Genomic DNA, 24,768 nt, shown 5'->3' with positions numbered 1-24,768 from the left:
TGTCGAGGCTGGGCGGGTTGAAATGGGAGACAACCATGATAGATCTCTACACCGCTGCGACTCCGAATGGCCACAAGGTCTCTATCGTGCTCGAGGAACTCGGCCTGCCCTACACGGTGCACGCCTTGAGTTTCGACAAAAAGGAACAGAAGTCCGCGGACTTCCTCAAGATCAACCCCAATGGCCGGATTCCGGCGATTGTCGACCGCGCCAACGGCGATTTTGCCGTTTTCGAATCCGGCGCCATCCTGATTTATCTGGCAGAACTGAGCGGCAAGCTGCTGCCCAAGGACCCGAAAGGGCGCTCGGTGGTGTTGCAGTGGCTGATGTTCCAGATGGGCGGAGTCGATCCGATGCAGGGTCAGGCCAACGTGTTTTTCCGTTACTTTCCGGAAAAGCTCCAGGGCGCCATCGACCGTTATCAGCATGAAACCCGTCGTCTGTATGAAGTGCTCGACACGCGCCTGCAAGACGTAGCGTTTCTGGCGGACGAATACAGCATTGCCGACATCGCGACCTATCCGTGGGTCCGCGGTCACGAGTGGTCCGGTGTGGCAGTGGACGGCTTGCCGGCCTTGCAACGCTGGATGGCGACGATGGAGGCGCGTCCGGCGGTGCAGCGCGGCCTGCTGGTGCCGGAACGCATCGACGATGCCAGTGTCGTCAAGGGTGCCCAGGCCATGCTGATCCGATGAACCTGTCCATGCGCTCCATCAGCCTGCTGGCCCTGTGTTGTTTCAGTCCTTTGTTGTTTGCCGCCGATGTGTCGGGCAGTCAGGACCTGCCAATCGTGCCGCGGTTAGCCGATTCGCAGATCGTCGACTATCGCCCGCCGGTTGAGCTTGAGCGAATCTACCCGTTGGGCTCAATCCGCAAGATCAGCGGACAGTTGCGCTTCGACGGTCAGGTCAGCGCCCGCGGCCAAACCACCTCGGTGACCTACGAGCTGCCTGCGGAGCATTCTTCCACCGAAGCCTTCACCGCCGCTCGCGAAGCCTTGCAGAAGCAGGACGCCCAGTTGCTGTTCTGGTGCCAGGCCCGCGATTGCGGCGAGAGCAGCCTGTGGGCCAATGAGGTTTTCGGCAACGCCAAGCTCTATGGGGCCGACGATCAGCAGGCGTATTTGCTGTTGCGTCTGGCGGCGCCGCGGGACAACAGCCTGGTGGCGCTTTACAGCATCACTCGCGGCAACCGCAAAGCCTATCTGCACGTCGAGCAATTCGACGCCGCCGCACCGTTGGGTGATTTGCTGCCGACTTCCGCCACCTTGCTTCGAGAGCTCAAAAGCACCGGTGAACTCGATTTCCCCAAGCTGACCGGCGATCCTGACGATACCTGGCTGCGCTTGATATCCCGTGGACTGAATCTGGACACCACGTTGCGGGTCAGTGTTTCCGGGCCGCAGGCCGAAGCCTGGCGTCAGGCCCTGATCGGCCAGGGTGTGCGTACGGCCAGGATGGAAACCGGCACCGTCGAAGGCTCTGGCCTGCACATCGAGCTGTTGCGATAAGCTGGGGCCGGCGAACGTGCTTGCCGCGTTCGCCTACTCTATTGGCTGACTGACTTTTTTCGAGACGTGGATGATCAATAACGATCGGCTGTTGGTGCAGATCCTGCTCCTGGTGCTGTTTGGCGCGAGCTTCTGGGTGATGGCGCCGTTCTGGTCGGCCTTGTTCTGGGGCGCGGTGCTGGCGTTCGCCAGTTGGCCGCTGATGCGTTTGCTGACCCGATGGCTCAATGGGCGAGAATCCCTGGCGGCGGCCTTGCTGACCCTCGGCTGGATGTTGCTGGTGGCGGTGCCGCTGGTGTGGCTGGGTTTCAACCTGGCGGACCATGTGCGTGATGCCACGGCGTTCATCAAGGACGTACAGATGGATGGCCTGCCGGAGGCCCCGGGCTGGCTGGGCAGTGTTCCTCTGGTGGGCGAGCGTCTGGTGGTGATCTGGAACAGCATCGATCAGCAGGGCGCGGCGATGATGGTGTCGCTCAAACCTTATCTGGGGCAGGTCGGCAACTGGCTGTTGGCGCGTAGTGCGCAGATTGGCGGCGGCATTCTCGAACTGACACTCAGCATTGTGTTTGTATTCTTTTTCTACCGGGACGGGCCGCGTTTAGCAGCGTTTGTCCATGGGCTGCTGCAGCGGTTGATCGGTGATCGCGCCGGTTACTACATCGAACTGGTAGCGGGGACGGTGCAACGGGTGGTGAACGGTGTGATCGGGACGGCGGCGGCGCAAGCGGTGTTGGCGCTGATCGGCTTCCTGATTGCCGGGGTGCCGGGTGCGCTGGTGCTGGGCATCGTCACCTTCCTGCTTAGCCTGATTCCCATGGGGCCACCGTTGGTGTGGATTCCGGCCACGGCGTGGCTCGCCTGGAAAGGTGAATACGGGATGGCGGTGTTCCTCGGGATCTGGGGGACGTTCATCATCAGTGGGGTCGACAACGTGCTCAAGCCTTACCTGATCAGTCGCGGCGGTAATTTACCGTTGGTGATTGTGCTGCTGGGCGTGTTTGGCGGGTTGATCGCTTTCGGGTTCATCGGTCTGTTTATCGGGCCGACGTTGCTGGCCGTGGCCTATAGCCTGTTGACCGATTGGAGCAAGAGTCAGGCGCGGGTGGAAGACCGCCGGCCCTGACTGCCTTCACATCACTTGTAGGAGCCGGCTTGCCGGCGATAGCATCACCGCGGTTCACCTGAAACGCCGCAGTGATGCCATCGCCAGCAAGCCGGCTCCTACGAGATCAGCTCGTGACGTTCAGGTACTTGCCCACCGTCGCCACTTTGTCGAGCGAGTACTGCTTGCTCAGGTTGGCGATCATTTTGTTCAACGCTTGCGTCACGTTTGTCTGATCGGTGGCGCTGTTGCTGTTTTTCTCGCGACCGGCTTGCAGCGCGGCTTCCAACTCGTCGCTGCTGACGTCGCCACTGCTTTCGCTGCTGGTGGTTGAACTGCTGCTGGCCTGCAATGCACTGCTCAATTCGCTGGCGCTGACACTGCCGTCGCTGTCCGCATCGAGTTGGCTGAACAATTCGTCGCTGGACACCTGTTGCGGCGGGGGTGGTGGTGGGGCGAGGCTGGCGGTGAGTTCATCCTTGCTGACGACGCCATCTTCGTTTTTGTCCAGCGCCGAAAAGATCTCTGTGCTGTCGGCACTGCTGCCGGCGCTGGTCAGGCCGTTGCTCAGTTCATCGCTGCTGATGGCGCCGTCACTGTCGGCGTCCAGAGCGCTGATCAGCGCGTCGGCCAGTTCGGTGTTCGGTGCCTGATCATGCGGCCGCGCTGGCGGTGGCGCCATCGCGGCCATTTCTTCGCTGCTCAGGCTGCCACTGTCGTCGCTGTCCAGGTCGGCGAAATTCTTGCTCAGGCTGACCAGTAGACCGTCCTCGGTTTTCTGCGACAGAGCGCTGGTGAGCTCGTCCTGATCCACCGAACCGTCGCTGTTGGTGTCGAGTTTGGTGAGCAGTTCTTTCTGAAATTGCTGGCTGCGTGCATTGCTGATTGTGGTGCTGCTGGTGCTGGTATAGCTCGTGTAGTTGCTGACGCTACCGATCATTGGGCTCACTCCCTGGAATGGAAAACCGGTGGGTGCACCGGCTTATGCAGCCTCAAGGAGCAAGTTGTCCTGGGTATGTGGGGTTTGTACCGAGTGGTACACATGTCGCCGGTCAGACTCGCTCCCGCAAGGGAACTTGTGTCGGGCTCAGGCGCGGGGCAAGCGGATCACTGCGGTCAAACCGCCACCGGAGGTCTCTTCCAGCGTCAATTGACCACCCAGCCGTTCAGCCGCCTCGCGGGCAATGGTCATGCCCAGACCGACACCGCCGGAGTTGCGATTGCGCGAACCTTCCAGACGGAAGAACGGTTCAAACACCGCTTCACGTTGATCTGCCGCAATCCCCGGCCCATGGTCGATGACCCGGATCACCAGATGTTCGCGATTGTCTTCGAGTGCGATCAACGCCTGTCCGGCATAGCGCAGCGCGTTATCCAGCAGATTGTTGATGCACGAGCGCAAGGCCATCGGCTGCACCTGCAACGGCACGCAATGGCCGCTGGCCTCGACATCGGCACCCTGGTCCTGGGCGTTTTCACTCAAGGATTCGACCAGCGCCTGCACGTCCATCCACTGCAGTGCCTCGCTGGTGCGCTGCTCGTGCAGGTAGGTGAGGGTGGCGTCGAGCATGCTGATCATGTCGTCCAGATCCTGACGCATCTGGCCTTGCAGTCTGTCGTCGTCGATCTGTTCCAGCCGCAGCTTGAGGCGTGACAGCGGCGTACGCAGGTCATGGGAAACCGCGCCGAGCATTCGCGAGCGCTGCTGCATCTGTTCGATGATGCGTTTTTGCATCAGGTTGAAGGTGTAGGCCGCTTGCCTGGCCTCCCGTGGACCGGACTCATCCAGCGGCGGGCTGTCGAGGTTTTCGCTCAGGCGCTCGGCGGCGTCGCTCAGGCGCTGGATCGGCCGGCTCAGCAGTTTGGCGCCGTACCAGGCGGCAATGATCAGCGAAATCAGCTGGAATGTCAGTGGCACCAGCGGCCCACCGAACCAGGGTCGTGGTGGCCGGGTGTCGAAACGCGCGTCCGGCGGTGGGCGTTGTCCGTCGACACCTTGGGAGAACTCGGGCGGTGGCGGCGGCGGAGGTGGGCCGTAATGGTGAAACCAGGCAAACGCGAGCAGATGCGCCAGGATGATCGCCAACAGCAGCACGCCAAACAGGCGACCGAACAGCGTATCGAAGCGCGCACGCATCAGCCGATGTCTCGTGCGTCGAACAGGTAACCCTCGCCGCGAACGGTTTTGATCAACTGTGGGGCTTTCGGGTCGTCCCCGAGTTTTTGGCGCAGGCGCGAGACCAGCAAATCAATGCTGCGATCAAAGGCTTCGATCGAGCGACCGCGTGCCGCGTCCAGCAGTTGTTCGCGGCTGAGCACTCGGCGCGGACGTTCGATGAACACCCACAGCAAACGGAATTCGGCGTTGGACAGCGGCACCACCAGGCCATCCGCCGCAATCAACTGGCGCAGCACGCTGTTCAGGCGCCAATTGTCGAAGCGAATGTTCGCACGCTGTTCGGTGCGGTCGTCGCGCACCCGACGCAGAATGGTCTGAATCCGTGCCACCAGTTCTCGCGGCTCGAACGGTTTGGCCATGTAATCGTCGGCACCCAGTTCCAGGCCGATGATCCGGTCGGTGGGTTCGCAACGCGCGGTGAGCATCAGGATTGGAATGTCCGATTCGGCGCGCAACCAGCGGCACAGCGACAGACCGTCTTCGCCGGGCAGCATCAGGTCGAGCACCACCACGTCGAAATGTTCCGCTTGCAGCGCCAGGCGCATGGCCGCGCCATCGGTGACGCCACTGGCGTGGATGTTGAACCGGGCCAGGTAGTCGATCATCAGTTCGCGGATCGGGACGTCATCGTCGACGATCAGGGCGCGAATGCTCCAGCGTTTGTCGTCGCCGGGCGCTTTTTGATCGTCGTTCACAGGGGCGTGGGTGTTGTGCATGCGTGCGTTCATCTGCCAGGTAGGCTGCCAACCACAAAGATGGGCTGCGAGGTTGTGGCTTCAGCATAGGCGTCCGGCCCGGAGGCGGGAAGTGCTGTAAGGACGTGTTGCGGCTGCCGAGGGTAGCGGGGAAGGGTGTTGCGGGCGTGTCGTGTGTGTATCGGTCTCGACACAATCGGCGAAAGGGCTAGTCTTGGCTGAGCACCGACGACGATTTACCGATCATCGGGTCCCGCAGCCGCGCTGGTTCCGCTACAATGCGCGCCGATTTCGTCCTGCCTGAGAGCCCGCACATGTCCGTCTGCCAGACTCCTATCATCGTCGCCCTGGATTTCCCCACCCGTGACGCCGCACTGAAGCTGGCCGACCAGTTGGACCCGAAACTGTGCCGGGTCAAAGTTGGCAAGGAACTGTTCACCAGCTGCGCCTCGGAAATCGTCGGCACCTTGCGCGACAAGGGTTTCGAAGTGTTCCTGGACCTCAAGTTCCACGACATCCCGAACACCACCGCCATGGCGGTAAAAGCTGCGGCGGAAATGGGCGTGTGGATGGTCAACGTGCACTGCTCCGGCGGTCTGCGCATGATGGCGGCTTGCCGTGAAGTGCTCGATCAGCGCACCGGCCCGAAACCGCTGCTGATTGGCGTGACCGTGCTGACCAGCATGGAGCGTGAAGACCTGGCCGCCATCGGTCTGGACATCGAACCGCAGGAACAAGTGCTGCGCCTTGCTGCGCTGGCGGAAAAAGCCGGGATGGACGGTCTGGTGTGCTCGGCGCTGGAAGCCCAGGCCTTGAAATCGGCGCACCCGTCGCTGCAACTGGTGACCCCGGGGATTCGCCCGGCGGGCAGCGCCCAGGACGATCAGCGCCGCATTCTGACACCGCGTCAGGCGCTGGATGCCGGTTCCGATTACCTGGTGATCGGCCGTCCGATCAGCCAGGCGGCGGATCCGGCCAAGGCGTTGGCTGCCGTAGTAGCCGAAATCGCCTAAACGCCGCTAAACCTGTGGGAGCGGGCTTGCCCGCGATGGGGCCATAACATTCAGCATTGGTTGTGAATCCCAGTCCGTCATCGCGAGCAAGCTCGCTCCCACAGGGTATTGTTGCCGCCAGGTAGTGCGTTAAACCTTCAACACCAACTTGCCGAAATTCTCGCCGCTGAACAACTTCATCAGCGTCTCCGGGAATGTCTCCAGCCCATCAACAATGTCTTCCTTGCTCTTGAGCTGCCCCTTGGCCATCCACCCGGCCATTTCCTGCCCGGCTGCGGCGAACTGCGTGGCGTAGTCCATCACCACAAAGCCTTCCATGCGTGCGCGGTTAACCAGCAGCGACAAATAGTTGGCCGGCCCTTTGACCGCTTCCTTGTTGTTGTACTGGCTGATGGCGCCGCAAATCACCACTCGTGCCTTCAGGTTGAGACGGCTCAGCACGGCGTCGAGAATGTCGCCGCCGACGTTGTCGAAATACACGTCCACCCCTTTCGGGCATTCGCGCTTGAGGCCGGCAACGACGTCTTCGCTCTTGTAATCGATGGCACCGTCAAAACCCAGTTCGTCGATCAGGAACTTGCATTTGTCCGCACCGCCCGCGATGCCGATCACGCGGCAACCTTTGATCTTGGCAATCTGCCCGGCGATGCTGCCCACCGCTCCCGCAGCACCCGACAGCACCACGGTGTCACCTTCTTTTGGTGCACCGACATCGAGGAGGGCGAAGTAGGCGGTCATCCCGGTCATGCCGAGCGCGGACAAATAACGTGGCAGCGGCGCCAGTTTCGGATCGACTTTATAGAAGCCTCGCGGCTCGCCGAGGAAGTAATCCTGCACGCCCAGGGCGCCGTTGACGTAGTCCCCGACCGCAAAACCCGGGTGGCTGGACGTCACGACTTTGCCTACCCCCAGTGCGCGCATGACTTCGCCGATACCGACCGGCGGGATGTAGGACTTACCCTCGTTCATCCAGCCACGCATGGCCGGGTCGAGGGACAGGTATTCGTTTTTGACCAGGATCTGACCCGCGGCCGGTTCGCCGACCGGTACTTCCTGATAGGTAAATGTCTCGCGGGTCGCCGCGCCCACCGGACGTTTGGCGAGCAGGAACTGGCGATTGGTCTGGGAAGTCATGACAGGCACTCAAGATGAATGAAGCTTTGTTGATAGACCTTCATGGGCGCCCCCGCAAGTTTGGCTGATGCGGCGAATGCATGTCGATCCAGTGCAGTGATAGTCGGTGAGGCGGTTCTATCACTGCGACTCATGGTCACTTAACCGGCCTTCTGATAGTGCTGCCGCGCGGGTCGTGCCTGTGGCTAGACTGGTCGCACGTTAACCTGCGCATTTTTTTCTTCGAGGGCACCACAATGAGCATGACGTTTTCCGGCCAGGTCGCTGTAGTCACGGGCGCCGCCAATGGTATCGGCCGCGCAACCGCCCAAGCGTTCGCCGCCGAAGGGTTGAAAGTGGTGGTGGCCGACATGGACACCGCCGGCGGCGAAGGCACCGTGGCACTGATTCGCACGGCGGGCGGCGAAGCGACCTTCGTGCGCTGCAACGTTACCCTGGAAAGCGATGTAAAAAACCTGATGGACGAAGTGGTGAAAACCTACGGCCGTCTCGACTACGCCTTCAATAACGCGGGCATCGAAATCGAGAAAGGCAAACTGGCCGAAGGCACGGTCGACGAGTTCGACGCGATCATGGGCGTCAACGTCAAAGGCGTCTGGCTGTGCATGAAGTATCAGCTGCCGTTGCTGCTGGCTCAGGGTGGTGGCGCGATCGTCAACACCGCTTCGGTGGCTGGCCTCGGCGCTGCGCCGAAGATGAGCATCTATGCGGCGTCGAAGCACGCGGTGATCGGCCTGACTAAATCAGCGGCGATCGAATACGCCAAGAAGAAGATTCGCGTGAACGCGGTATGCCCGGCGGTGATCGACACTGACATGTTCCGCCGTGCCTATGAAGCAGACCCGAAGAAGGGCGAGTTCGCCAACGCCATGCACCCGGTGGGTCGCATCGGCAAAGTCGAAGAAATCGCCAGTGCGGTGCTGTACCTGTGCAGCGACGGTGCCGCGTTCACCACCGGTCATTCGCTGGCAGTGGATGGTGGCGTCACGGCGTTCTGAAGTCGGGCAATGCAACGGCAGAAAACCCGCACATGTGCGGGTTTTTTTTGCCTCGGGAATGACTCGGGCAATGTGTTTCAAATGGTTAGAACCATGAGTTTTGGCGGCGTTGTCGCACAGCCCATCCTGCGCGGCTGTGATTAACTGTTTTCCGCCAAACGAACAGGAGTTTGCTTGCTCATGGAATTGAGAATCGATCGACAGGCAATGGTGCCGGTCGTACAGCAAATCGTCGACGCGCTGGTCTTCTGGCTGCGTCATAGCGAGATAGAGCCGGGGATGCGTTTGCCTTCTGCTCGGCAAATCGCACGGGTCAATTTGCTCAGTCAGTCCAGCGTCGTTGAGGCCTGTGAGCGCCTGGTGGCTCAAGGCATGCTGGCTTCGCGTCATGGCGCGGGATTCATCGTCGCAACCCCGGCGTTGGTGGCCGCGGATTCGCCGTGGTCCGAGGGTGCAGAGGTTGATCCGCGCGGTAGAGGAAGTGAGCTACCGCTGGGGTGTGGCGGGCTCCCCGAAAGCTGGCGTGAAACCGACGACCTGAGCTACGCGATCCGTCAGGTCAGTCGCACTGATATGGCTGCGCTGTTCAACTACAGCACGCCGTTGGGTTTGCGGGCGCTGCGTCAGCAAATCCTCAAGCGCCTGAGGCAGCTGGATATCACCGCAGAAGAAAGTCGAATCATGACAACGACCGGCGCCAGTCAGGGGCTGGACCTGATCGTGCGCACCTTGCTCAAGCCAGGTGATTGTGTGGTGGTGGAAAGTCCCGGTTATTCCTTGCTGTTCGAGTTGCTCAGGCTTCGCGGTGTCCACATGCTCGAAGTACCGCGCACACCGCGCGGGCCGGACATCGAAGTGCTCGAGCTATTGCTGCGGGAGAACAAGCCCCGGGCATTGTTCATCAACAGCTTCTATCACAACCCGACAGGCAGCAGCCTGTCGCCGGCGGTGGCAGAACGAGTCCTGCAACTGGCGAAAACCCATGGCGCGCTGGTGATCGAAGACGATGTCTACGCGGATTTGCACAGTGGCTCGGGCGCTCGGCTCGCTGCCCTGGAGACCGATGACAACGTGATCTACCTCGGCAGCTACTCCAAGATCCTCAGCAGTTCGTTGCGGGTCGGGTTTGTCGTGGCGGGTGCTGAAGTCATCTCAAGGCTGGCCGAGGTCAAGAGAATCAGCAGCATGAGCACTTCCGGGTTTTGCGAGTCGGTGCTGGCCTGCCTGTTGGCGAGTGGCGCCTATCGCAAATTGGTGCTGCGTCTGCGGCAGCGTTTGAGCAGTGACCGAGAGGCCGCATTGCAGATGCTGGAGGACGCCGAGTGGGAGGTTTTCGGCAAACCCGTCGGGGGGCTGTTCATCTGGGCGCGATCGCGTAAGTCCGACTACGCTCACGTGCGGACGCAGGCTCGGCGCTGTGGTGTCCTGTTGTCTTCTGCGACAGCTTTCAGTCCCGCCGGCGAAGCCAATGACTGGCAGCGCATCAATGTGGCTTATGCCTGTGATCCGCGCGCCCGGGCGTTTTTTCAGGCCACCGCTTCGGATCGACCTCAAGCGTTCTGAAAGCGACGTTGGCGTAGCTTTTTGCCATTATTCCGACGCCAGAGACTTGTGTTGACACAGGCCCGTTGCGAATCTGCGTTAACAGACTATGTCAGGGGACTAAGTGCAATGATTTCGGCCGTGCAAGGACGTTTTGCCAACCTCGGTATGGCAAAAAAACTGGGTGTCGGGTTTCTGCTGGTGCTGCTGTTGACAGCCCTGGTGGCGGCCATCGGCGTATGGTCCCTGCAAACCATCAGCCAGCGCTTCGACGGGCTCAAGCAGATGTCGTCGCTCAACAGTGGCCTGCTCAAGGTACGACTGCTCGAGCAGGAATATGCCTTGCACGGGAGCCCGAAAGTCGTCACTGCGTTGCATGAGGGCGTTGAAGGCCTGGTCGCCCTGGCAAACCAGCTCAAGGCGCAATCACCGGCCAACGTTGCGGTGATGAACGACGTCGAGCAATCGCTGGGAGCGTACCGCAAGGCGTTTGACGAGTTTGTCTCGCTGAGTCAGGCCAAGGACCTGGCGCTGGAGATGGCTAGTTGGTCGGTGTCCAGCGTGGCCAACAACCTTGATGTGTTGCAGGCCGGCCTCGCCGACGATGGCGCTTATACCTTGAAGGATTCCGAAGGCAAGGACGGTAGCCAGTTCATTGAACAGGCCAATCAGGTCAGCCAGGTTTCGCGGCTGATGTTGCAAGCCATGAACGAAGCGCGCGTGCGTCTGGACCAGAGCCGCAAGGGTGACGACAGTGCCGGCCAGGGCAAGATCGAGCAGGCCGACCAGGCACTGGCTCAGGCCGAGCAGCTGAAGACCACGGTCAAGGATGAAGGCTATCAGACTGTCCTCAATGAGGTGGTCGGGCACATTGGCGGTTTCAGCGAAAAACTTGCCGAGTACACCGGCCTGCTGGCGCAGGAAAAAACCGTCTATGAACAGCTGCACCAGCGCGCCTCGCAGGTGGTGGAGCGTGTGGATCAGGCCTATGTCGCCGAAGACCAGTCGATGCAGACCGAGCTGAAAAAGAATTCGCTGCTGATTATCGGTTCATCGGCCCTGGCCTTGCTGGTCGGGCTGATCGCGGCGTGGGTGATTACCCGATTGATCGTGGGGCCGTTGCGCAGTGTGATTCGTGTTGCTCAGCAGATTGCCGCGGGCGATTTGAGTGCAACGGTTGAAGTGACCCGTCGGGACGAGATCGGCCAACTGATGCAGGCCATGCAGCAAATGGGCGCGGGGCTCAGCAGCATTGTCAGTGGTTTGCAGGCGGGCATCGAGCAGTTGGCCAGTTCCGCGCAATCGCTGTCGGCGGTGACCGAGCAGACCAATCTTGAAGTCAGCAGTCAGAAGGAAGAAACCGAGCAGGTCGCGACGGCAATGAACCAGATGACCGCCACCGTGCACGACGTTGCACGTAACGCGGAAGAAGCTGCCCAGGCTGCGCAGACGGCGGACGACAAGGTCGAAAGTGGCCAGGTGGTGGTGCGCCAGAGTATGGCGCGGATCGAACAGCTGGCCGACTCGGCGTCTTCGGCAAGCTCCAGCATCGAGAGTCTGAGTGCGGAAATCCAGAATATCGGCACGGTGCTCAGCGTGATCAAGAGCGTGGCCGAGCAGACTAACCTGTTGGCGCTGAACGCGGCCATCGAGGCGGCACGGGCTGGCGAGCAGGGCAGGGGGTTTGCGGTGGTCGCCGATGAAGTGCGGGCCCTGGCGAAGCGGACCCAGCAATCGACCGAAGAGATCGAACGACTGGTCAGCGCCTTGCGTTCGGCAGCGCAGGCGTCGGTGCATCAGATCCAGAGTAGTGGCGAGTTGGTGAAGCTGGCGGTCAGTGATGCACTTCAGACCGAAAGTGCCTTGGGAAGTATTGCAGCGGCAGTGTCGTTGATTCAGCAGATGAACCAGCAAATCGCAGCGGCTGCCGAGGAGCAGAGTTCCGTGGCCGAGGAGATCAACCGCAGCGTGACCAGTATTCGCGCGAGTGCGGATCAGTCTTCGTTGGCGATGCAGGGGAATGCGGCGTCGAGTATCGAGTTGGCTCAGTTGGGGGTTGAGTTGAAGGGGATGGTCGGGCATTTCAGGCTTTGACGTATACGCTGATCCACTGTAGGAGCCGGCTTGCCGGCGATGACGACCCTTGAACCGAAGAATCTCTTGTTGGTGCACATCTCCATTTCTGCGGTAAAGGCCACTTCCGGTTTCGCCCTTGCGGCAAACGCCACAAAAGGAACCAAATCAAAAGCTCAGGGGAGATCACGCTCGACCTGTTGAGTGGTGAACAGCGGGTATACGCCAGTCTGCTTTTGTAGGCGCTGGCTTGTCAGTGATGGCGGCCTGACAGCCGACCCTTTTTACCGGATGTAATTGCCCATCAAACTCAACGCCAAAAAAAACCACCTCTTCAGGTGGTTTCTTCTCAACGGTTCTGATCAGTCGTAAATCACTTTCTTCTTCCAGTCCGCATCCGCCTCGACATCTTTGAGGCCTTCGGTCAATTGGTTCACTTCGCCTTCAGCCGGCGCAATGTTGTCCATGACTTGTGCGTTCGCGCGGGCCAGGAGTTTTTCCAGGTATTCGAGTTGTTCGGCGTAGACCTGAGGTTCTTGCTGTTTGCGCAGGTACTGCACGCCACGTTCGAACGCCAGGCGAGCCTGGCCAGGCTGGTTTTGTTGCAAGGAGTGCTGGCCGAGGTTGTTGAAGAATTCGATGTGTAACAGGACCAGCATGTGGCGAACTTCACGGATCCAGCGTTTGGCTTCGTTGGTCGGCAGAAAACCGTCCTGTGCCGCGCGAGTGATCTGCCCGTGCAGGGCTTCGAGCAGGAAGCGTACATCCTTGGCTTTGGCTTCGGTCTGGATCGGTGCCGGCGGGTTGTTGACCGGGATCGATTCGCCCTGCGCGACCAGGGTGTTCAGTTCGCTGATCCGCACCTTGAGGTTGGCGCTGGATTTTTCCAGATTCAACAGACGCTGGCAGACGTTCAGTTCCAGGCGAGTCAACAGCAGCTTGAGCGCCGGTGTCATCAACTGGCCCGGGAACGTTTCGGCAATTTCGCCACAACGACGCAGACGGTCGTTGAGTTCAACCTTGGTGCGGGCCTTTTCCAGTTTATTGTTTTCCACCACATGGTTCATGTACCCAATGGCGATCAATAGTGCGATCCCGGCTACGACTAGCAGGGTGATCATGAGTGGTGTCACCGGTAAGACCTCTTTATGGGATTCGCGTGCGAGTGTAGTGGCTTGGCAGGGGAGCGCATAGGGCCGCTCGACGGGTTGAAACGAACGGGCTTATGCCTGTATCGACCGCAACCCTGCTTATATAAGTAATCGTGTGCGAGGTGCACATTGCCATCATCTGTTGCGTGGGTGGACTATAACGTCTTGGCGGGTGTCAGAATATAGGCGTCAAACACCGGGCGAGCAAAAAGCCGTATTCGCCGCCCAAAGCAGGGCGAAGTCATTGATTTAAATAAATTTATATCTGGGGGTTGACGACCTCTCAATCCATCCATAGAATGCGCGCCACTTACAGCGTAAAGCACACAGCGAAACGCGGTAGGGAGTGAATGTTGTACGTGTGTCCCCTTCGTCTAGTGGCCTAGGACACCGCCCTTTCACGGCGGTAACAGGGGTTCGAGTCCCCTAGGGGACGCCAATATGCGGGAATAGCTCAGTTGGTAGAGCACGACCTTGCCAAGGTCGGGGTCGCGAGTTCGAGTCTCGTTTCCCGCTCCAATTTTAAACAGCGTTGCTTTCGGGCAGGGCTGAGTGAAACCAGAACCAAGTCTTCGGATGCGGGTCTGGGCACCGAAACACACACCATGTGTTCCGGGCAGCGTGTCCCCTTCGTCTAGTGGCCTAGGACACCGCCCTTTCACGGCGGTAACAGGGGTTCGAGTCCCCTAGGGGACGCCATTTGCGGGAATAGCTCAGTTGGTAGAGCACGACCTTGCCAAGGTCGGGGTCGCGAGTTCGAGTCTCGTTTCCCGCTCCAAATTCACAAAAACGCCGCTCATTGAGCGGCGTTTTTGTTTGTGCAAAATATGTATCCAAGCCTGAAAAAAAGGCCCGCCAGTCAGACTGAGCGGGCCTTTTGCATGGGCGGCGTTTTACATCGACAGAATCAGGCGCCCGGCGAACAGGATCAGAATCACCCCCATGGTGCGTTCGAACCAATGCCCCATGCGCATGAACAGCACGCGGACCCGGCTGCTGGAGAAGAACAGGGCAACGATGACAAACCACAGTGCGTTCACGAAACACATCCAGAGGCCGTAGAGCGCCTGAATGTTCAGTGGAGTCGTGGCGCTGATGAGGGTGGTGAAGATCGCGAGGAAAAACAGCGTGGCCTTGGGGTTGGTCGCGTTGGTCAAAAAACCCGTGGTGAACGCCTTCAGCAGCGTTTGTTCGACTACCGGCTCGTCGGCTTCTTTGTCACCTTCCAGTGCGGATTTGGGCTTGCTGCGCAACAGGCTCACACCCAGGTACAAAATGTAGGCGCCGCCGATCACCTTGGCCACGGTCAGCAGCCAGGGCGTGGTGTGCATCAGCGCGCCGACACCCAGCAGGGTGTAAAGCACGTGCACGGAAATGCCCGCACCGATGCCCAGCGCAGTACAGATGCCTACCCATCGACCGAAACGCACGCTCTGGCGGATGGTGACCGCAAAATCCGGACCGGGGGCGACCACGGCCAGAAAGTGAATCGTCGCCAACGCCAGGAACTCGCCCAGGTAATTCGAATACTGCATCTCAACTCCAGAACGTAAGGGGTGAAGCATTGCCGCGATAACCGACAAAGAACGAAAGGCTCAGGCGCGGATCGGCCACACCCGGTGTCACCGAGTGCATGCAGCGCGAATTGAACATGATGAAATCACCGGGTTCCGGAAGGACCTCCAGGATCGGAGCGCCGAGCAGCACCGGATCAATGCCGTAGTTGTCGCCACGCATTTCATCGAACTGGTCCGGAGAAATGTCGTGATCCCACATCTGCAATGCGCCGCCTTCGGCGGGCATGTTCAGGTAAACATTGCAGGCGAACTGCGCGTCGAGGCTTTTGGCCTGGTAACTGTCCGGAGCGTCCTTGGCGAAGATGTCGTGGTGGGCCAGGAAGCACACGCCGGGTTTCACCACTCGGGACAACCCGACATACATCTTGCGGCCGTAGAGGTTTTCCAGGTGCGCACCCGCCGGCCAGGACTCATCGAGCATGCAGCGCAGGGTGTCGACCGGGGACGAGTAGGGCGCGCAACGGTCGCGCAATTCGGCGATGTTGCGTGTGGCGCGTTCGAAATAGTCCTCGATCAGCAGTGGCTGGTTTTCCGCTTCATAAAACGCCATGCCGATACGACCGATGCTCGGCGCGTTGATGTAGCCCTCGAAGCCGGGGGCAAGAATCTTGTCGCCGATCTGTGTTGCCAACGGCGGGGGCAGGAAGCCCTTGACCCGGATGGCGAGGACTTCTTCGTTGGCCAGTTTTTTTATGCACGTCTCATCGAGACGCTCGACGTCAAGCATCATGGTTCAGGTCCATCTATCGGATAGTCAACGGAACCGGCGAATGCAGGCTCCCCCGGCGTCAAGCGATGCCGGAATCGGCATCGCTCAAGTGCTCAGTCCACGCTGTAGTGGACTGACAGCGTTCCTTTCTTTTGCGAAACGGAAGCGATCGTGACCGTGCCCAACTCCTTCAGGCTACGTACATGGGTGCCGCCGCAGCCGTAGGCGGGCAGTTCACCGAAACCGATTTCCCGGACACCTTCGCGCAACGATGTCAGGCGCGGCAGGTCATGTGCGATCCATTGTTCAAGGCCGTATTCGATGGTCCGGGCATCTACCTCCAGCGCGGAGTCCGTGGGTTTGAACTGCACGCGTCCCTCGTCCGGCCAGTGATGCGCCTTGATCGGCATCCAGCCCATGGCCTGGACGAAATGGCCGATCAAATGGCCGGCGGAATGCATGCGTGTGTTGAACTGGCGACGTGGTTCATCGACACGAATCGGGGTCATGCCGAGAGGGGCCGGGCGGTCGACGAAATGGATGATCCGGTCCGGGTCCTGGACCACACGCAGCACCCGGCTTTCGCCGATCCAGCCGGTGTCGAAGGGCTGTCCGCCACCTTGGGGATGAAACAGTGTGGCGCGCAGCACCACAGCGAATTCGTTCTCGTGCGGCGAGCAATCCAGGACTTCCACGTTAGCCTTGAGGTCATCACTATGGAAAAAGAGGCGAAGCGTCATATTCCATGCCCTCATTAAAGATTCTGTTTTTTATTATATGAAGCATGGAATTGCGTGATAATCCGTTCAAACTTCAAAGGACTGTTGCGCTGTGAGCATAAATCTTCCTCTGCCGTTGCTCGGTGAAATGGCGATATTCGTCAAGGTTGTCGAGACCGGAAGCTTCTCCGAAGCGGCGCGTCAGTTGGGCTCATCGCCTTCGGCGGTCAGTCGCAGCATTTCGCGTCTGGAGAAGGCGCTCGCGACGCGCCTGCTGCAACGCACCACGCGCAAGCTGCGGCTGAGCGACGGTGGCGAGGAGGTATTCAAGCGTTGCCAGGAGATGGTCAGCGCGGCCAAGTCGGTGATGGAAATCAGTGGTCAGTTCACCCATGAGGCGGAAGGACTGGTACGAGTCAGCGTGCCCAAAGCCGTAGGACGCTTCGTGATTCACCCGCATATGCCGGAATTTCTGCGGCGCTATCCCAAAGTGGATGTGGAGCTGTTACTCGAAGACCGTCAGGTGGATTTGATCGACGACAACGTCGATCTGGCGATCCGTATCACTGATCGGCCACCCGCCGGGCTGGTAGGGCGACAATTGCTCACCATCGACCATTTGCTCTGTGCCACCCCGCAGTACCTGGCCGAGCACGGCACGCCGACTCATCCCCATGACTTGCTCAACCACAGTTGTATCTACCTGGGCGAGACCCCGAGCGATGCGCGCTGGAAATTCAAGAAAGGCACCAAGGCCGTCACCGTCGGTGTGCGTGGGCGTTATGCCGCCAATCACACCGGTGTGCGATTGGGCGCGGTGTTGCAGCACATCGGGATTGGCAGCCTGCCGTACTTCACCGCGCGCTATGCGCTGGAGCAGGGCTTGATTGTGCAGGTGCTGCCGGACTGGACGTTTCTGGCGTCATACCACGGCGGGGCGTGGTTGCTGCATTCGCCGACCCGTTACCTGCCACCCAAGCTGCGGGTGTTGATTGATTATCTGGTGGAATGCCTGGAGAAGGAGCCGACGCTGAGCAAGCCGGGCAAGCCTGGTGCGCTGGGTAAGGTCGCGGCGGAGTATGAGTTGCCGGAGAGTGATGGGTTGCTCTGACGGACGCCTTCGTGGGCAGGCCCGCTCCCACAGTGATTTGTGTGATGCCAGACATTGCGCCTTCACCACAAAAGCCTATGGGAGCGGGCTTGCCCGCGATGGCGTCCGTCCAGACACCGCAATACTCGGTCATGCCACAAAAAAGGCCCGCATATTCAACCATGCGGGCCTTTTTGTATTTCTGATCAGCAATCAGTGCTTGCTGTCATCGTTCGACATCGCCAGCAGCTGCTTTTCCTGATTCCAGTCGAACGGTTCATCGTTCTGTTCAGCTTCGAAGCGACGTTCTTCCAGCGCCTGATACACGTCGATTTCATCATCGGGCATGTAGTGCAGGCAGTCACCGGCGAAGTACCACAGCAGATCCCGTGGGACCAGATGGGCGATTTGCGGGTAACGGGTGATTACCTGGCACAGAATGTCCTGGCCCAGGTATTGGCTTTCGATCGGGTCGACCGGCAGCAACGCACGCAGTTCGTCGAAGCGCTCCAGGAACAAGGCATGGCTTTCTTCGGGAACCTGTTCGGCCTCACCCACGGCGACCAGGATGCTGCGCAAGTGGTCGAGCAAGACGAGATGATCGGCAACGACGTTGGACACGAGATAAGTCCTCAAGAGCAAAACGGGCGCGGGAGTATAAAGCTCCCGCGCACCTTTTTACATGACTGGCTGGATCAGCGGACTTTTCCGGCCGCCAGCACCAGCTCTTCTTTGTCGAAGTCATCGACATCGATCACCTTGCGCCGCGCCACTTCGGCATCCCGCAGCTTTTGCGCTTCGGCCGGCTGCAACACGCCAGACTCCAGTGCTGCATCGATGACGTTTTCCCCGGCAACCGGTCTGACCTGACCGCTTTTGAGCGCCATGTGGAGTTTCTTCTGCACCGGCCGAACCGCGTTCAACTGGTCGTACGCATGTTGCAATGCACCGACGGCGTCATCGGCCGACTGGGGGCGGAAGCATCCACCGAGCAATTCTTCGAGAGTCGGATCGCCCTTGGCCCGACCAATCACCGCAGCCACTTCTGCACCGAGTTTGTCCGAAGGCCCTTTGTGACGGCGACCGAACGGGAACACGATCACGCGTAAAAGGCAGCCCAACACCTTGTTCGGGAAGTTGCTCAGCAGTTCATCCAGCGCGCGTTCCGACTGGCCAAGGCTTTCTTCCATGGCCCAGGTAAACAGCGGCGCCATGTGTTCCGGAGAGTCGAGGTCGTGGTAGCGCTTGAGCGCAGCGGAAGCGAGGTACAGGTTGCTGAGCACATCCCCCAGACGTGCCGACAGACGTTCTCGACGTTTCAGTTCGCCGCCCAGCAACATCATGCTCAGGTCGGCGAGCATGGCGAATGCAGCAGCCTGACGGTTGAGTGCGCGGAAGTAACCCTGGCTGAGCTTGTCCCCCGGCGCATGTTCGAGATGCCCGAAGCCGAGGTTCAACACCAGCGTGCTGGCAGCATTGCTCACGGCAAAACCGATGTGCTTGAGCAGCAGGCCATCGAATTCGGTGAGGGCCTGATCCTTGTCCTCACGACCGGCGAGGGCCATTTCTTTCAGGACGAATGGATGGCAGCGAATCGCGCCCTGGCCGAAGATCATCAGGTTGCGCGAAAGGATGTTCGCGCCTTCGACGGTGATGAAGATCGGCGCGCCATTCCAGCTGCGTCCGAGGTAATTGTTTGGCCCCATGATGATTGCCTTGCCGCCATGCACATCCATGGCGTGGCTGATGCACTCGCGGCCGCGTTCGGTGAGGTGATATTTGAGGATCGCCGACAGCACCGACGGTTTCTCGCCCAGGTCTACCGCGTTGGCGGTGAGCATCCGGGCGGCGTCCATCATCCAGGCGTTGCCGCCGATGCGCGCCATCGCTTCCTGAATACCTTCAAACGCCGACAACGGTACGTTGAACTGCTCACGAATCTGCGCGTATTGACCGGTTACCAGGCTGGTGAACTTCGCCGCGCCTGTGCCGACCGCAGGCAATGAAATCGAACGCCCGACAGACAGGCAGTTCATCAGCATCATCCAGCCTTTGCCCAGCATTTCCTGGCCGCCAATGAGGAAGTCCAGCGGAATGAACACGTCCTTGCCCGAGTTCGGGCCGTTCATGAACGCAGCGCCCAATGGCAGGTGACGACGGCCGATTTCCACACCGGCGGTATCGGTCGGGATCAACGCGAGGCTGATACCCAAATCTACTTCATCGCCCAGCAAGTGATCCGGGTCGTACGCCTTGAAGGCCAGGCCGAGGAGGGTGGCGACCGGGCCGAGCGTGATGTAGCGCTTTTCCCAATTCAGGCGCAGGCCGAGGGTTTCCTTGCCTTCCCATTCGCCTTTGCAGATCACCCCGGTGTCGGGCATCGAGCCGGCATCGGAGCCGGCCAGTGGCCCGGTCAATGCGAAACACGGGATGTCATCGCCGCGCGCCAGTCGTGGCAGGTAATGGTTGCGTTGTTCGTCGGTGCCGTAATGCAGCAGCAGTTCGGCCGGGCCGAGGGAGTTGGGGACCATCACGGTGGAGGCGAGGTCGCCGCTGCGGGTCGCCAGCTTCATCGCCACCTGGGAATGGGCGTAGGCAGAAAACCCCTTGCCGCCGTATTCCTTGGGAATTATCAGGGCGAAAAAGCCGTTTTCCTTGATGTGGGTCCAGGCTTCGGCAGGCAGGTCCATGTCCTGGCCAATCTGCCAGTCTGTGACCATCGCACAGAGTTCGTCGGTCGGACCATCGATGAAGGCCTGTTCTTCTTCGGTTAATTGAGCTTTTGGGTAGGACAGCAGTTTGTCCCAGTCCGGACGGCCGCTGAACAGTTCGCCGTCCCACCAAACGGTGCCGGCGTCGATGGCATCGCGTTCGGTTTCCGACATCGGCGGCAGGGTTTTCTGGAACCAGTTGAACAGCGGCGCGCTGAAGAATTTACGCCGCAGGTCGGGCAGCAACAAAGGCGCCGCGACAGCCGCGATCAACACCCAGAGCACCAGCAACAGCCAGCCTGGCGCGTGGCTGAAGGCGCCCATCGCCACCACGTAAATGGCAACAATGCACAGGGCGGGCAGCGGGGCGATGCGGCGGTGGGCCAGATAAGCAATTCCGACAACCAGAACCAGTATCCACAACAGCAGCATATTTAATCCTCCGTGAAACAAGGGCAAAAACAACCTTCAGAGCTTAGACGGCATCCGCAAAACAGGGTGGTCAGAGCGAGGTGATTGAATTCGTGGGATACCTTCGATGAGTTTTGTAGGTCCGGTTGGCACCGGGCCGCGCGAATAGTTCGTTGGGCGGGCGGCTAAGCGTCCATGTTTGGCCGAAACGTCGTTATCTCTGTGCTGAACCTGTCGCTAGACTCGTGGCTTCCCCAGGAGATTGTCCTCATGCACGAGTATCTGCGTCCCGGCCGCTTCATCGATAGTGACCACCCGTCGGTGGTGGAGTTCGCCGAAAAACATCGTGGCAGTAGCCGCGACCCCCTCGAGCAGGCGATCAATCTCTATTACGCAGTGCGCGAGGCCGTGCGTTACAACCCCTATACGTTCAGCCGCGATCCAGACACCTTGCGGGGCAGCTATGCGTTAGTGGCCGGGGAAAGTTATTGCGTGCCCAAAGCCACGCTGCTCGCCGGTGCTGCCCGGCATTGCGGGATTCCCGCGCGGATCGGTCTGGCGGATGTGCGCAATCACTTGTCGACCCCGCGTTTGCTGGAATTGCTCAAGAGTGACGTGTTCGCCATGCATGGTTATACAGAGTTGTACCTGAACGGCCGCTGGGTCAAAGCCACGCCGGCGTTCAACCAGAAACTCTGCGAATTGTTCAAGGTTGCGCCGCTGGAGTTCGACGGAATCAACGACAGTGTTTTCCATCCGTTCAATCGTGATGGCGAGCAACTGATGGAGTACCTGATCGATCACGGCCAGTTCACCGACGTGCCGGAGGCGTTCTTTTTCGAACACCTGGAAAAGTGCTATCCGCATCTGTTCGGCGAGCAACTGCCGCTGCTGCTGGGGGACATGCAGAGCGATTTGAGTCGTGCCTGATCCGGCGTATGCTGCCTGCGCATTCATCAATCAAGAGGCGGTCATGCTGAAGATCTGGGGTCGGAAAAATTCGTCGAATGTCAGAAAACCTTTGTGGGCCGCCGAAGAACTGGGCCTGGCCTATGAAGCCATTGATGCGGGCGGCGCCTTTGGTGTGGTCGATACGCCCGAATATCGCGCGATGAACCCCAACGGTCGCGTGCCGGTGATTGAAGACGACGGCTTCGTGCTGTGGGAGTCCAACGCCATCGTGCGTTACCTGATGGCTCTCCACGCCAGCGGCACTGCCTGGTACCCGGAAAATCTGCAGGCCCGCGCCACTGCGGACAAATGGATGGACTGGGCCACTTCAAGTTTTGCCGGCCCGTTCCGCACGGTTTTCTGGGGTGTATTGCGCACCCCGGCGGACCAGCAGGATTGGCCATCAATCAACGCAGCAATCAAAGAGTGCAATGGCTTGCTGGCGATGGCCGATCAGGCACTGGCGGCCAAACCGTACTTGTCCGGCGATGAAATCGGCATGGGCGACATTCCGCTGGGCAGCTTCATTTATGCCTGGTTCGAGATGCCCATCGAACGTGCCCCGCAGCCTCATCTGGAAGCCTGGTATGCACGACTGAAGCAGCGTGCGGCGTACAAGAAAGCCGTCATGACCGCGTTGACTTAATACTCACTATCGACACACTTGACTGTACATGTGTGGCGGCGACAAGCACCATTGCGCTCATGCGCCGCGGTTGCATTGCTCGCCGCCCGCCCTTATTGATCCCTTTCTTCCCTTCCTTGGTGCGTAAATCCGATATGAGTTCCGCTCTGTCCATCCGGCAGCTAACCAAAACCTACGGCAACGGTTTCCAGGCCTTGAGTGGTATCGATCTGGACGTCGCCGAAGGTGACTTTTTCGCCTTGCTCGGCCCCAATGGCGCCGGCAAATCCACAACCATCGGCATTCTCTCGACCCTGGTGAACAAGACCAGCGGCACGGTGAATATCTTCGGTCACGACCTCGACAAGAATCCTGCGCAGCTCAAGCGCTCCATCGGCGTGGTGCCCCAGGAATTCAACTTCAACCAGTTCGAAAAAACCTTCGACATCGTCGTGACCCAGGCCGGTTACTACGGCATCCCGCCGAAAATCGCCAAGGAACGCGCCGAGCAATACCTGACCCAACTCGGCTTGTGGGACAAGCGCGATGTGCCGTCGCGTTCGCTGTCCGGCGGTATGAAGCGTCGCCTGATGATCGCTCGTGCACTGGTTCACGAACCGCGTCTGTTGATCCTCGACGAACCGACGGCAGGGGTCGATATCGAGCTGCGTCGTTCGATGTGGACGTTCCTCACCGAGCTGAACCAGAAAGGCATCACCATCATCCTCACCACGCACTATCTGGAGGAGGCTGAGCAGTTGTGCCGCAACATCGGCATCATCGATCACGGCACGATCGTCGAGAACACCAGCATGAAACAGCTGCTTGGCCAGCTGCATGTGGAAACCTTCCTGCTCGATATCAAAAACACATTGAGCGTCGCACCGCAGCTGCTCGGTTACCCGACCAAGCTGCTCGACAGCCACACGATTGAAGTCCAGGTCGACAAGGCCATGGGCATCACCGCGCTGTTCACTCAACTGGCGCAGCAGAACATCGAAGTGTCGAGCCTGCGTAACAAAACCAATCGCCTCGAGGAGTTGTTCGTGTCCCTGGTGGAGAAAAATCTGTCGAAGGTGGCGGTATGAGTTCCGAGCTGCAACCCAATCTCGTCGCGCTCAATACCATCGTTTACCGCGAGGTCAAGCGCTTCACCCGGATCTGGCCGCAGACGCTGCTGCCGCCGGCGATCACCATGGTTTTGTACTTCGTGATTTTCGGCAATCTGATCGGCCGGCAGATCGGTGATATGGGTGGTTTCACCTATATGGAATACATCGTGCCGGGGCTGATCATGATGTCGGTGATCACCAACTCCTACGGCAACGTGGTGTCGAGTTTCTTCGGCAGCAAGTTCCAGCGTTCCATCGAGGAATTGATGGTGTCGCCGGTGTCGCCGCACACGATTCTGATCGGCTACACCCTGGGCGGCGTGCTGCGCGGGTTGATGGTCGGGGTGATTGTGACGCTGTTGTCGCTGTTCTTTACCCAGCTGCAGGTGCATCACCTGGGCGTGACCATTCTGGTGGTGGTGCTGACGGCGACGATTTTCTCGTTGCTGGGTTTCATCAACGCGGTGTTTGCGCGCAACTTTGATGACATTTCGATTATTCCGACGTTTGTGCTGACGCCGCTGACTTATCTGGGCGGGGTGTTTTACTCGATCTCGTTGCTGCCGCCGTTTTGGCAGACGGTGTCGCTGGCGAACCCTGTCTTGCATATGGTCAATGCGTTTCGCTACGGCATTCTGGGGGTGTCGGACATCAGGATCAGTGTGGCGATTACGTTCATGCTGGTGGCGACGGTGGTGTTGTATGTCGGGTGTGCGCGGTTGTTGGTGAGTGGGCGAGGGATGCGTACCTGAGCGCACATATCCGTTAGCGAAGAAACGGATATGTGCCCAGATCCCATCCGCTCCACAAAAAAGGCCTCCCAACGCGGAGGCCTTTTAACATTCACAACACCCGTTTTTTCTTCCGCCGAGCCCACTGCCGACTCACCCACCACCGCCAATACATCATCACCAGGCAGTACGCGAGCGCACCCAATACCAGCCCCGTCACAACCGACCCCAACAAAAACGGCTGCCACAGCGTAGACAGCTCGCCGCTGATCCACTCCCAGGTCAATTCATCCGGCAAGTGCCGGGCAGGCACGTCCATCAACCACGCCCCGGTCTGATAGGTACAAAAGAACACCGCAGGCATGGTGATCGGATTGGTCAACCAGACCAGGTTGACCGCAATCGGCATATTGCCCCGCACGACGATGGCGAGGATGGCCGCCACCAGCATCTGCAACGGAATCGGCAGGAACGCCGCAAATAAACCCACCGCCATGGCTCGTGCGACCGAGTGACGGTTGAGGTGCCAGAGGTTCGGGTCATGCAACAGCGTGCCGAGAAAGCGTAAGGATTTGTGTTCCCTGATGCTGGTCGGGTCTGGCATGTAACGTTTGAATAAGCGCCGGGGCATAGGGCTTCTCGGTCGGTTAAGGCGGCAAGTATGTCTGGATTCTATGAGCTGCCCATTCAGACTTTGTGACAATTAATAACGATGCACGTGCCGTGAGCCGG

At 59.6% G+C, this 24,768-nt stretch carries 23 protein-coding genes, 4 tRNA genes and 1 pseudogene; 17 read left to right on the top strand and 11 right to left on the bottom strand.

Annotated elements, in window-relative coordinates:
- Positions 1–35 precede the first annotated feature (35 nt).
- The 3 genes from ACI77H_RS15305 (at position 36) to ACI77H_RS15295 (ending at position 2,636) form a co-directional block, all read left to right on the top strand.
- A complete protein-coding gene (locus ACI77H_RS15305) occupies positions 36–695 on the top strand; it encodes a glutathione S-transferase family protein (RefSeq protein ID WP_407012616.1) in 660 nt (219 codons plus the stop codon).
- A gap of 8 nt (positions 696–703) precedes the next feature.
- Positions 704–1,510, top strand: a complete 807-nt coding sequence (locus ACI77H_RS15300; protein ID WP_407012615.1) for a DUF4892 domain-containing protein — start codon at positions 704–706, stop codon at positions 1,508–1,510.
- Between the two features lie 70 nt (positions 1,511–1,580).
- On the top strand, positions 1,581–2,636 hold the full coding sequence (locus ACI77H_RS15295) for an AI-2E family transporter (RefSeq protein WP_407012614.1): 1,056 nt from the start codon (positions 1,581–1,583) through the stop codon (positions 2,634–2,636).
- A gap of 106 nt (positions 2,637–2,742) precedes the next feature.
- On the opposite strand, the gene xopAW is transcribed toward ACI77H_RS15295, so the two are convergent.
- The 3 genes from xopAW to ACI77H_RS15280 all read right to left on the bottom strand — a co-directional run bounded on the left by xopAW (position 2,743) and on the right by ACI77H_RS15280 (position 5,510).
- A complete protein-coding gene (xopAW, locus tag ACI77H_RS15290; RefSeq protein WP_407012613.1) occupies positions 2,743–3,555 on the bottom strand; it encodes a XopAW family type III secretion system calcium-binding effector in 813 nt (270 codons plus the stop codon).
- A gap of 147 nt (positions 3,556–3,702) precedes the next feature.
- On the bottom strand, positions 3,703–4,752 hold the full coding sequence (locus ACI77H_RS15285) for a sensor histidine kinase (RefSeq protein WP_407012612.1): 1,050 nt from the start codon (positions 4,750–4,752) through the stop codon (positions 3,703–3,705).
- The gene (locus tag ACI77H_RS15280) at positions 4,752–5,510 is read right to left on the bottom strand and encodes a response regulator (RefSeq protein ID WP_008029291.1); all 759 of its coding nucleotides are present in this window, start codon (positions 5,508–5,510) and stop codon (positions 4,752–4,754) included. Before ACI77H_RS15280 ends, ACI77H_RS15285 begins: the two co-directional genes overlap by 1 nt.
- A gap of 293 nt (positions 5,511–5,803) precedes the next feature.
- Between ACI77H_RS15280 and pyrF the strand changes: the two genes are divergently transcribed.
- Positions 5,804–6,502, top strand: a complete 699-nt coding sequence (pyrF, locus tag ACI77H_RS15275; protein WP_407012717.1) for an orotidine-5'-phosphate decarboxylase — start codon at positions 5,804–5,806, stop codon at positions 6,500–6,502.
- Positions 6,503–6,631: 129 nt separating this feature from the next.
- On the opposite strand, the gene ACI77H_RS15270 is transcribed toward pyrF, so the two are convergent.
- Entirely contained in the window at positions 6,632–7,636 is a 1,005-nt protein-coding gene (locus ACI77H_RS15270; protein ID WP_407012611.1) for an NADP-dependent oxidoreductase, read from the bottom strand.
- Positions 7,637–7,872: 236 nt separating this feature from the next.
- On the opposite strand from ACI77H_RS15270, the gene ACI77H_RS15265 reads away from it, so the two are divergent.
- The 4 genes and pseudogenes from ACI77H_RS15265 to ACI77H_RS15250 all read left to right on the top strand — a co-directional run bounded on the left by ACI77H_RS15265 (position 7,873) and on the right by ACI77H_RS15250 (position 12,270).
- Positions 7,873–8,634: an SDR family oxidoreductase gene (locus ACI77H_RS15265; protein ID WP_407012610.1), complete on the top strand. Its 762-nt coding sequence runs from the start codon at positions 7,873–7,875 to the stop codon at positions 8,632–8,634.
- Between the two features lie 180 nt (positions 8,635–8,814).
- The gene (locus ACI77H_RS15260) at positions 8,815–10,197 is read left to right on the top strand and encodes a PLP-dependent aminotransferase family protein (RefSeq protein WP_407012609.1); all 1,383 of its coding nucleotides are present in this window, start codon (positions 8,815–8,817) and stop codon (positions 10,195–10,197) included.
- Positions 10,198–10,305: 108 nt separating this feature from the next.
- Positions 10,306–11,361 (top strand): annotated as a pseudogene (locus ACI77H_RS15255) (methyl-accepting chemotaxis protein); the annotation flags it as partial.
- A gap of 27 nt (positions 11,362–11,388) precedes the next feature.
- Positions 11,389–12,270 carry a methyl-accepting chemotaxis protein gene (locus tag ACI77H_RS15250; protein ID WP_407012716.1) on the top strand — a complete coding sequence of 294 codons (882 nt, stop codon included), beginning with the start codon at positions 11,389–11,391 and terminating at the stop codon, positions 12,268–12,270.
- A 341-nt stretch (positions 12,271–12,611) separates the two neighbouring features.
- Here the strand turns inward: ACI77H_RS15250 and ACI77H_RS15245 are convergent, their stop codons facing one another.
- On the bottom strand, positions 12,612–13,370 hold the full coding sequence (locus ACI77H_RS15245) for a hypothetical protein (protein ID WP_407012608.1): 759 nt from the start codon (positions 13,368–13,370) through the stop codon (positions 12,612–12,614).
- A 393-nt stretch (positions 13,371–13,763) separates the two neighbouring features.
- On the opposite strand from ACI77H_RS15245, the gene ACI77H_RS15240 reads away from it, so the two are divergent.
- The 4 genes from ACI77H_RS15240 to ACI77H_RS15225 all read left to right on the top strand — a co-directional run bounded on the left by ACI77H_RS15240 (position 13,764) and on the right by ACI77H_RS15225 (position 14,178).
- Positions 13,764–13,839, top strand: a tRNA-Glu gene (locus tag ACI77H_RS15240).
- A gap of 4 nt (positions 13,840–13,843) precedes the next feature.
- Positions 13,844–13,919 (top strand) — tRNA-Gly (locus ACI77H_RS15235).
- A gap of 104 nt (positions 13,920–14,023) precedes the next feature.
- Positions 14,024–14,099, top strand: a tRNA-Glu gene (locus tag ACI77H_RS15230).
- A gap of 3 nt (positions 14,100–14,102) precedes the next feature.
- Positions 14,103–14,178 (top strand) — tRNA-Gly (locus tag ACI77H_RS15225).
- A gap of 115 nt (positions 14,179–14,293) precedes the next feature.
- Here ACI77H_RS15225 and ACI77H_RS15220 read toward each other — a convergent pair.
- The 3 genes from ACI77H_RS15220 to ACI77H_RS15210 all read right to left on the bottom strand — a co-directional run bounded on the left by ACI77H_RS15220 (position 14,294) and on the right by ACI77H_RS15210 (position 16,426).
- Complete coding sequence (locus ACI77H_RS15220) at positions 14,294–14,935, bottom strand: LysE family translocator (protein WP_407012607.1); 642 nt, start codon at positions 14,933–14,935, stop codon at positions 14,294–14,296.
- 1 nt (position 14,936) lies between these two features.
- Positions 14,937–15,707, bottom strand: coding sequence for a 2OG-Fe(II) oxygenase (locus tag ACI77H_RS15215; protein ID WP_407012606.1), 771 nt, complete (start codon positions 15,705–15,707; stop codon positions 14,937–14,939).
- Positions 15,708–15,799: 92 nt separating this feature from the next.
- Positions 15,800–16,426, bottom strand: a complete 627-nt coding sequence (locus ACI77H_RS15210; protein WP_407012605.1) for an alanyl-tRNA editing protein — start codon at positions 16,424–16,426, stop codon at positions 15,800–15,802.
- A 91-nt stretch (positions 16,427–16,517) separates the two neighbouring features.
- On the opposite strand from ACI77H_RS15210, the gene ACI77H_RS15205 reads away from it, so the two are divergent.
- A complete protein-coding gene (locus ACI77H_RS15205) occupies positions 16,518–17,516 on the top strand; it encodes a LysR family transcriptional regulator (RefSeq protein WP_407012604.1) in 999 nt (332 codons plus the stop codon).
- Between the two features lie 192 nt (positions 17,517–17,708).
- Here ACI77H_RS15205 and ACI77H_RS15200 read toward each other — a convergent pair whose 3' ends face one another.
- Positions 17,709–18,116, bottom strand: a complete 408-nt coding sequence (locus ACI77H_RS15200) for a PA2817 family protein (RefSeq protein ID WP_407012603.1) — start codon at positions 18,114–18,116, stop codon at positions 17,709–17,711.
- Between the two features lie 74 nt (positions 18,117–18,190).
- Positions 18,191–20,638 (bottom strand): acyl-CoA dehydrogenase, encoded by a 2,448-nt coding sequence (locus ACI77H_RS15195; protein WP_407012602.1) that lies wholly within the window; start codon positions 20,636–20,638, stop codon positions 18,191–18,193.
- A gap of 249 nt (positions 20,639–20,887) precedes the next feature.
- Here ACI77H_RS15195 and ACI77H_RS15190 point away from each other — a divergent pair, with 249 nt between their 5' ends.
- The 4 genes from ACI77H_RS15190 to ACI77H_RS15175 all read left to right on the top strand — a co-directional run bounded on the left by ACI77H_RS15190 (position 20,888) and on the right by ACI77H_RS15175 (position 24,057).
- Positions 20,888–21,547, top strand: coding sequence for a transglutaminase family protein (locus ACI77H_RS15190; RefSeq protein ID WP_407012601.1), 660 nt, complete (start codon positions 20,888–20,890; stop codon positions 21,545–21,547).
- 43 nt (positions 21,548–21,590) lie between these two features.
- Positions 21,591–22,214 (top strand): glutathione S-transferase family protein, encoded by a 624-nt coding sequence (locus ACI77H_RS15185; RefSeq protein ID WP_407012600.1) that lies wholly within the window; start codon positions 21,591–21,593, stop codon positions 22,212–22,214.
- 134 nt (positions 22,215–22,348) lie between these two features.
- A complete protein-coding gene (locus ACI77H_RS15180; RefSeq protein WP_407012599.1) occupies positions 22,349–23,281 on the top strand; it encodes an ABC transporter ATP-binding protein in 933 nt (310 codons plus the stop codon).
- A complete protein-coding gene (locus ACI77H_RS15175; RefSeq protein ID WP_046049056.1) occupies positions 23,278–24,057 on the top strand; it encodes an ABC transporter permease in 780 nt (259 codons plus the stop codon). The genes ACI77H_RS15180 and ACI77H_RS15175 overlap by 4 nt, the downstream gene beginning before the upstream one ends.
- 91 nt (positions 24,058–24,148) lie before the next feature.
- On the opposite strand, the gene ACI77H_RS15170 is transcribed toward ACI77H_RS15175, so the two are convergent.
- Complete coding sequence (locus tag ACI77H_RS15170; protein ID WP_407012598.1) at positions 24,149–24,667, bottom strand: DUF2062 domain-containing protein; 519 nt, start codon at positions 24,665–24,667, stop codon at positions 24,149–24,151.
- Positions 24,668–24,768: the final 101 nt, after the last annotated feature.

The organism is Pseudomonas sp. O230 (assembly GCF_045447035.1).
Taxonomy (GTDB): Bacteria; Pseudomonadota; Gammaproteobacteria; order Pseudomonadales; family Pseudomonadaceae; genus Aquipseudomonas.
The sequence above is the reverse complement of the archived record's forward strand: the minus strand, read 5'-3'. Positions and strand labels throughout refer to the sequence as shown.

What these genes read in the sequence shown, in the direction of transcription:
- ACI77H_RS15305 (WP_407012616.1), top strand. Translation starts at nt 36, where the DNA reads ATGATAGATCTCTACACCGCTGCGACTCCGAATGGCCACAAGGTCTCT.
- ACI77H_RS15300 (WP_407012615.1), top strand. Translation starts at nt 704, where the DNA reads ATGCGCTCCATCAGCCTGCTGGCCCTGTGTTGTTTCAGTCCTTTGTTG.
- ACI77H_RS15295 (WP_407012614.1), top strand. Translation starts at nt 1,581, where the DNA reads ATGATCAATAACGATCGGCTGTTGGTGCAGATCCTGCTCCTGGTGCTG.
- xopAW (WP_407012613.1), bottom strand. Translation starts at nt 3,555, where the DNA reads ATGATCGGTAGCGTCAGCAACTACACGAGCTATACCAGCACCAGCAGC.
- ACI77H_RS15285 (WP_407012612.1), bottom strand. Translation starts at nt 4,752, where the DNA reads ATGCGTGCGCGCTTCGATACGCTGTTCGGTCGCCTGTTTGGCGTGCTG.
- ACI77H_RS15280 (WP_008029291.1), bottom strand. Translation starts at nt 5,510, where the DNA reads ATGCACAACACCCACGCCCCTGTGAACGACGATCAAAAAGCGCCCGGC.
- pyrF (WP_407012717.1), top strand. Translation starts at nt 5,804, where the DNA reads ATGTCCGTCTGCCAGACTCCTATCATCGTCGCCCTGGATTTCCCCACC.
- ACI77H_RS15270 (WP_407012611.1), bottom strand. Translation starts at nt 7,636, where the DNA reads ATGACTTCCCAGACCAATCGCCAGTTCCTGCTCGCCAAACGTCCGGTG.
- ACI77H_RS15265 (WP_407012610.1), top strand. Translation starts at nt 7,873, where the DNA reads ATGAGCATGACGTTTTCCGGCCAGGTCGCTGTAGTCACGGGCGCCGCC.
- ACI77H_RS15260 (WP_407012609.1), top strand. Translation starts at nt 8,815, where the DNA reads ATGGAATTGAGAATCGATCGACAGGCAATGGTGCCGGTCGTACAGCAA.
- ACI77H_RS15250 (WP_407012716.1), top strand. Translation starts at nt 11,389, where the DNA reads ATGCAGGCCATGCAGCAAATGGGCGCGGGGCTCAGCAGCATTGTCAGT.
- ACI77H_RS15245 (WP_407012608.1), bottom strand. Translation starts at nt 13,370, where the DNA reads ATGATCACCCTGCTAGTCGTAGCCGGGATCGCACTATTGATCGCCATT.
- ACI77H_RS15220 (WP_407012607.1), bottom strand. Translation starts at nt 14,935, where the DNA reads ATGCAGTATTCGAATTACCTGGGCGAGTTCCTGGCGTTGGCGACGATT.
- ACI77H_RS15215 (WP_407012606.1), bottom strand. Translation starts at nt 15,707, where the DNA reads ATGATGCTTGACGTCGAGCGTCTCGATGAGACGTGCATAAAAAAACTG.
- ACI77H_RS15210 (WP_407012605.1), bottom strand. Translation starts at nt 16,426, where the DNA reads ATGACGCTTCGCCTCTTTTTCCATAGTGATGACCTCAAGGCTAACGTG.
- ACI77H_RS15195 (WP_407012602.1), bottom strand. Translation starts at nt 20,638, where the DNA reads ATGCTGCTGTTGTGGATACTGGTTCTGGTTGTCGGAATTGCTTATCTG.
- ACI77H_RS15190 (WP_407012601.1), top strand. Translation starts at nt 20,888, where the DNA reads ATGCACGAGTATCTGCGTCCCGGCCGCTTCATCGATAGTGACCACCCG.
- ACI77H_RS15185 (WP_407012600.1), top strand. Translation starts at nt 21,591, where the DNA reads ATGCTGAAGATCTGGGGTCGGAAAAATTCGTCGAATGTCAGAAAACCT.
- ACI77H_RS15180 (WP_407012599.1), top strand. Translation starts at nt 22,349, where the DNA reads ATGAGTTCCGCTCTGTCCATCCGGCAGCTAACCAAAACCTACGGCAAC.
- ACI77H_RS15175 (WP_046049056.1), top strand. Translation starts at nt 23,278, where the DNA reads ATGAGTTCCGAGCTGCAACCCAATCTCGTCGCGCTCAATACCATCGTT.
- ACI77H_RS15170 (WP_407012598.1), bottom strand. Translation starts at nt 24,667, where the DNA reads ATGCCCCGGCGCTTATTCAAACGTTACATGCCAGACCCGACCAGCATC.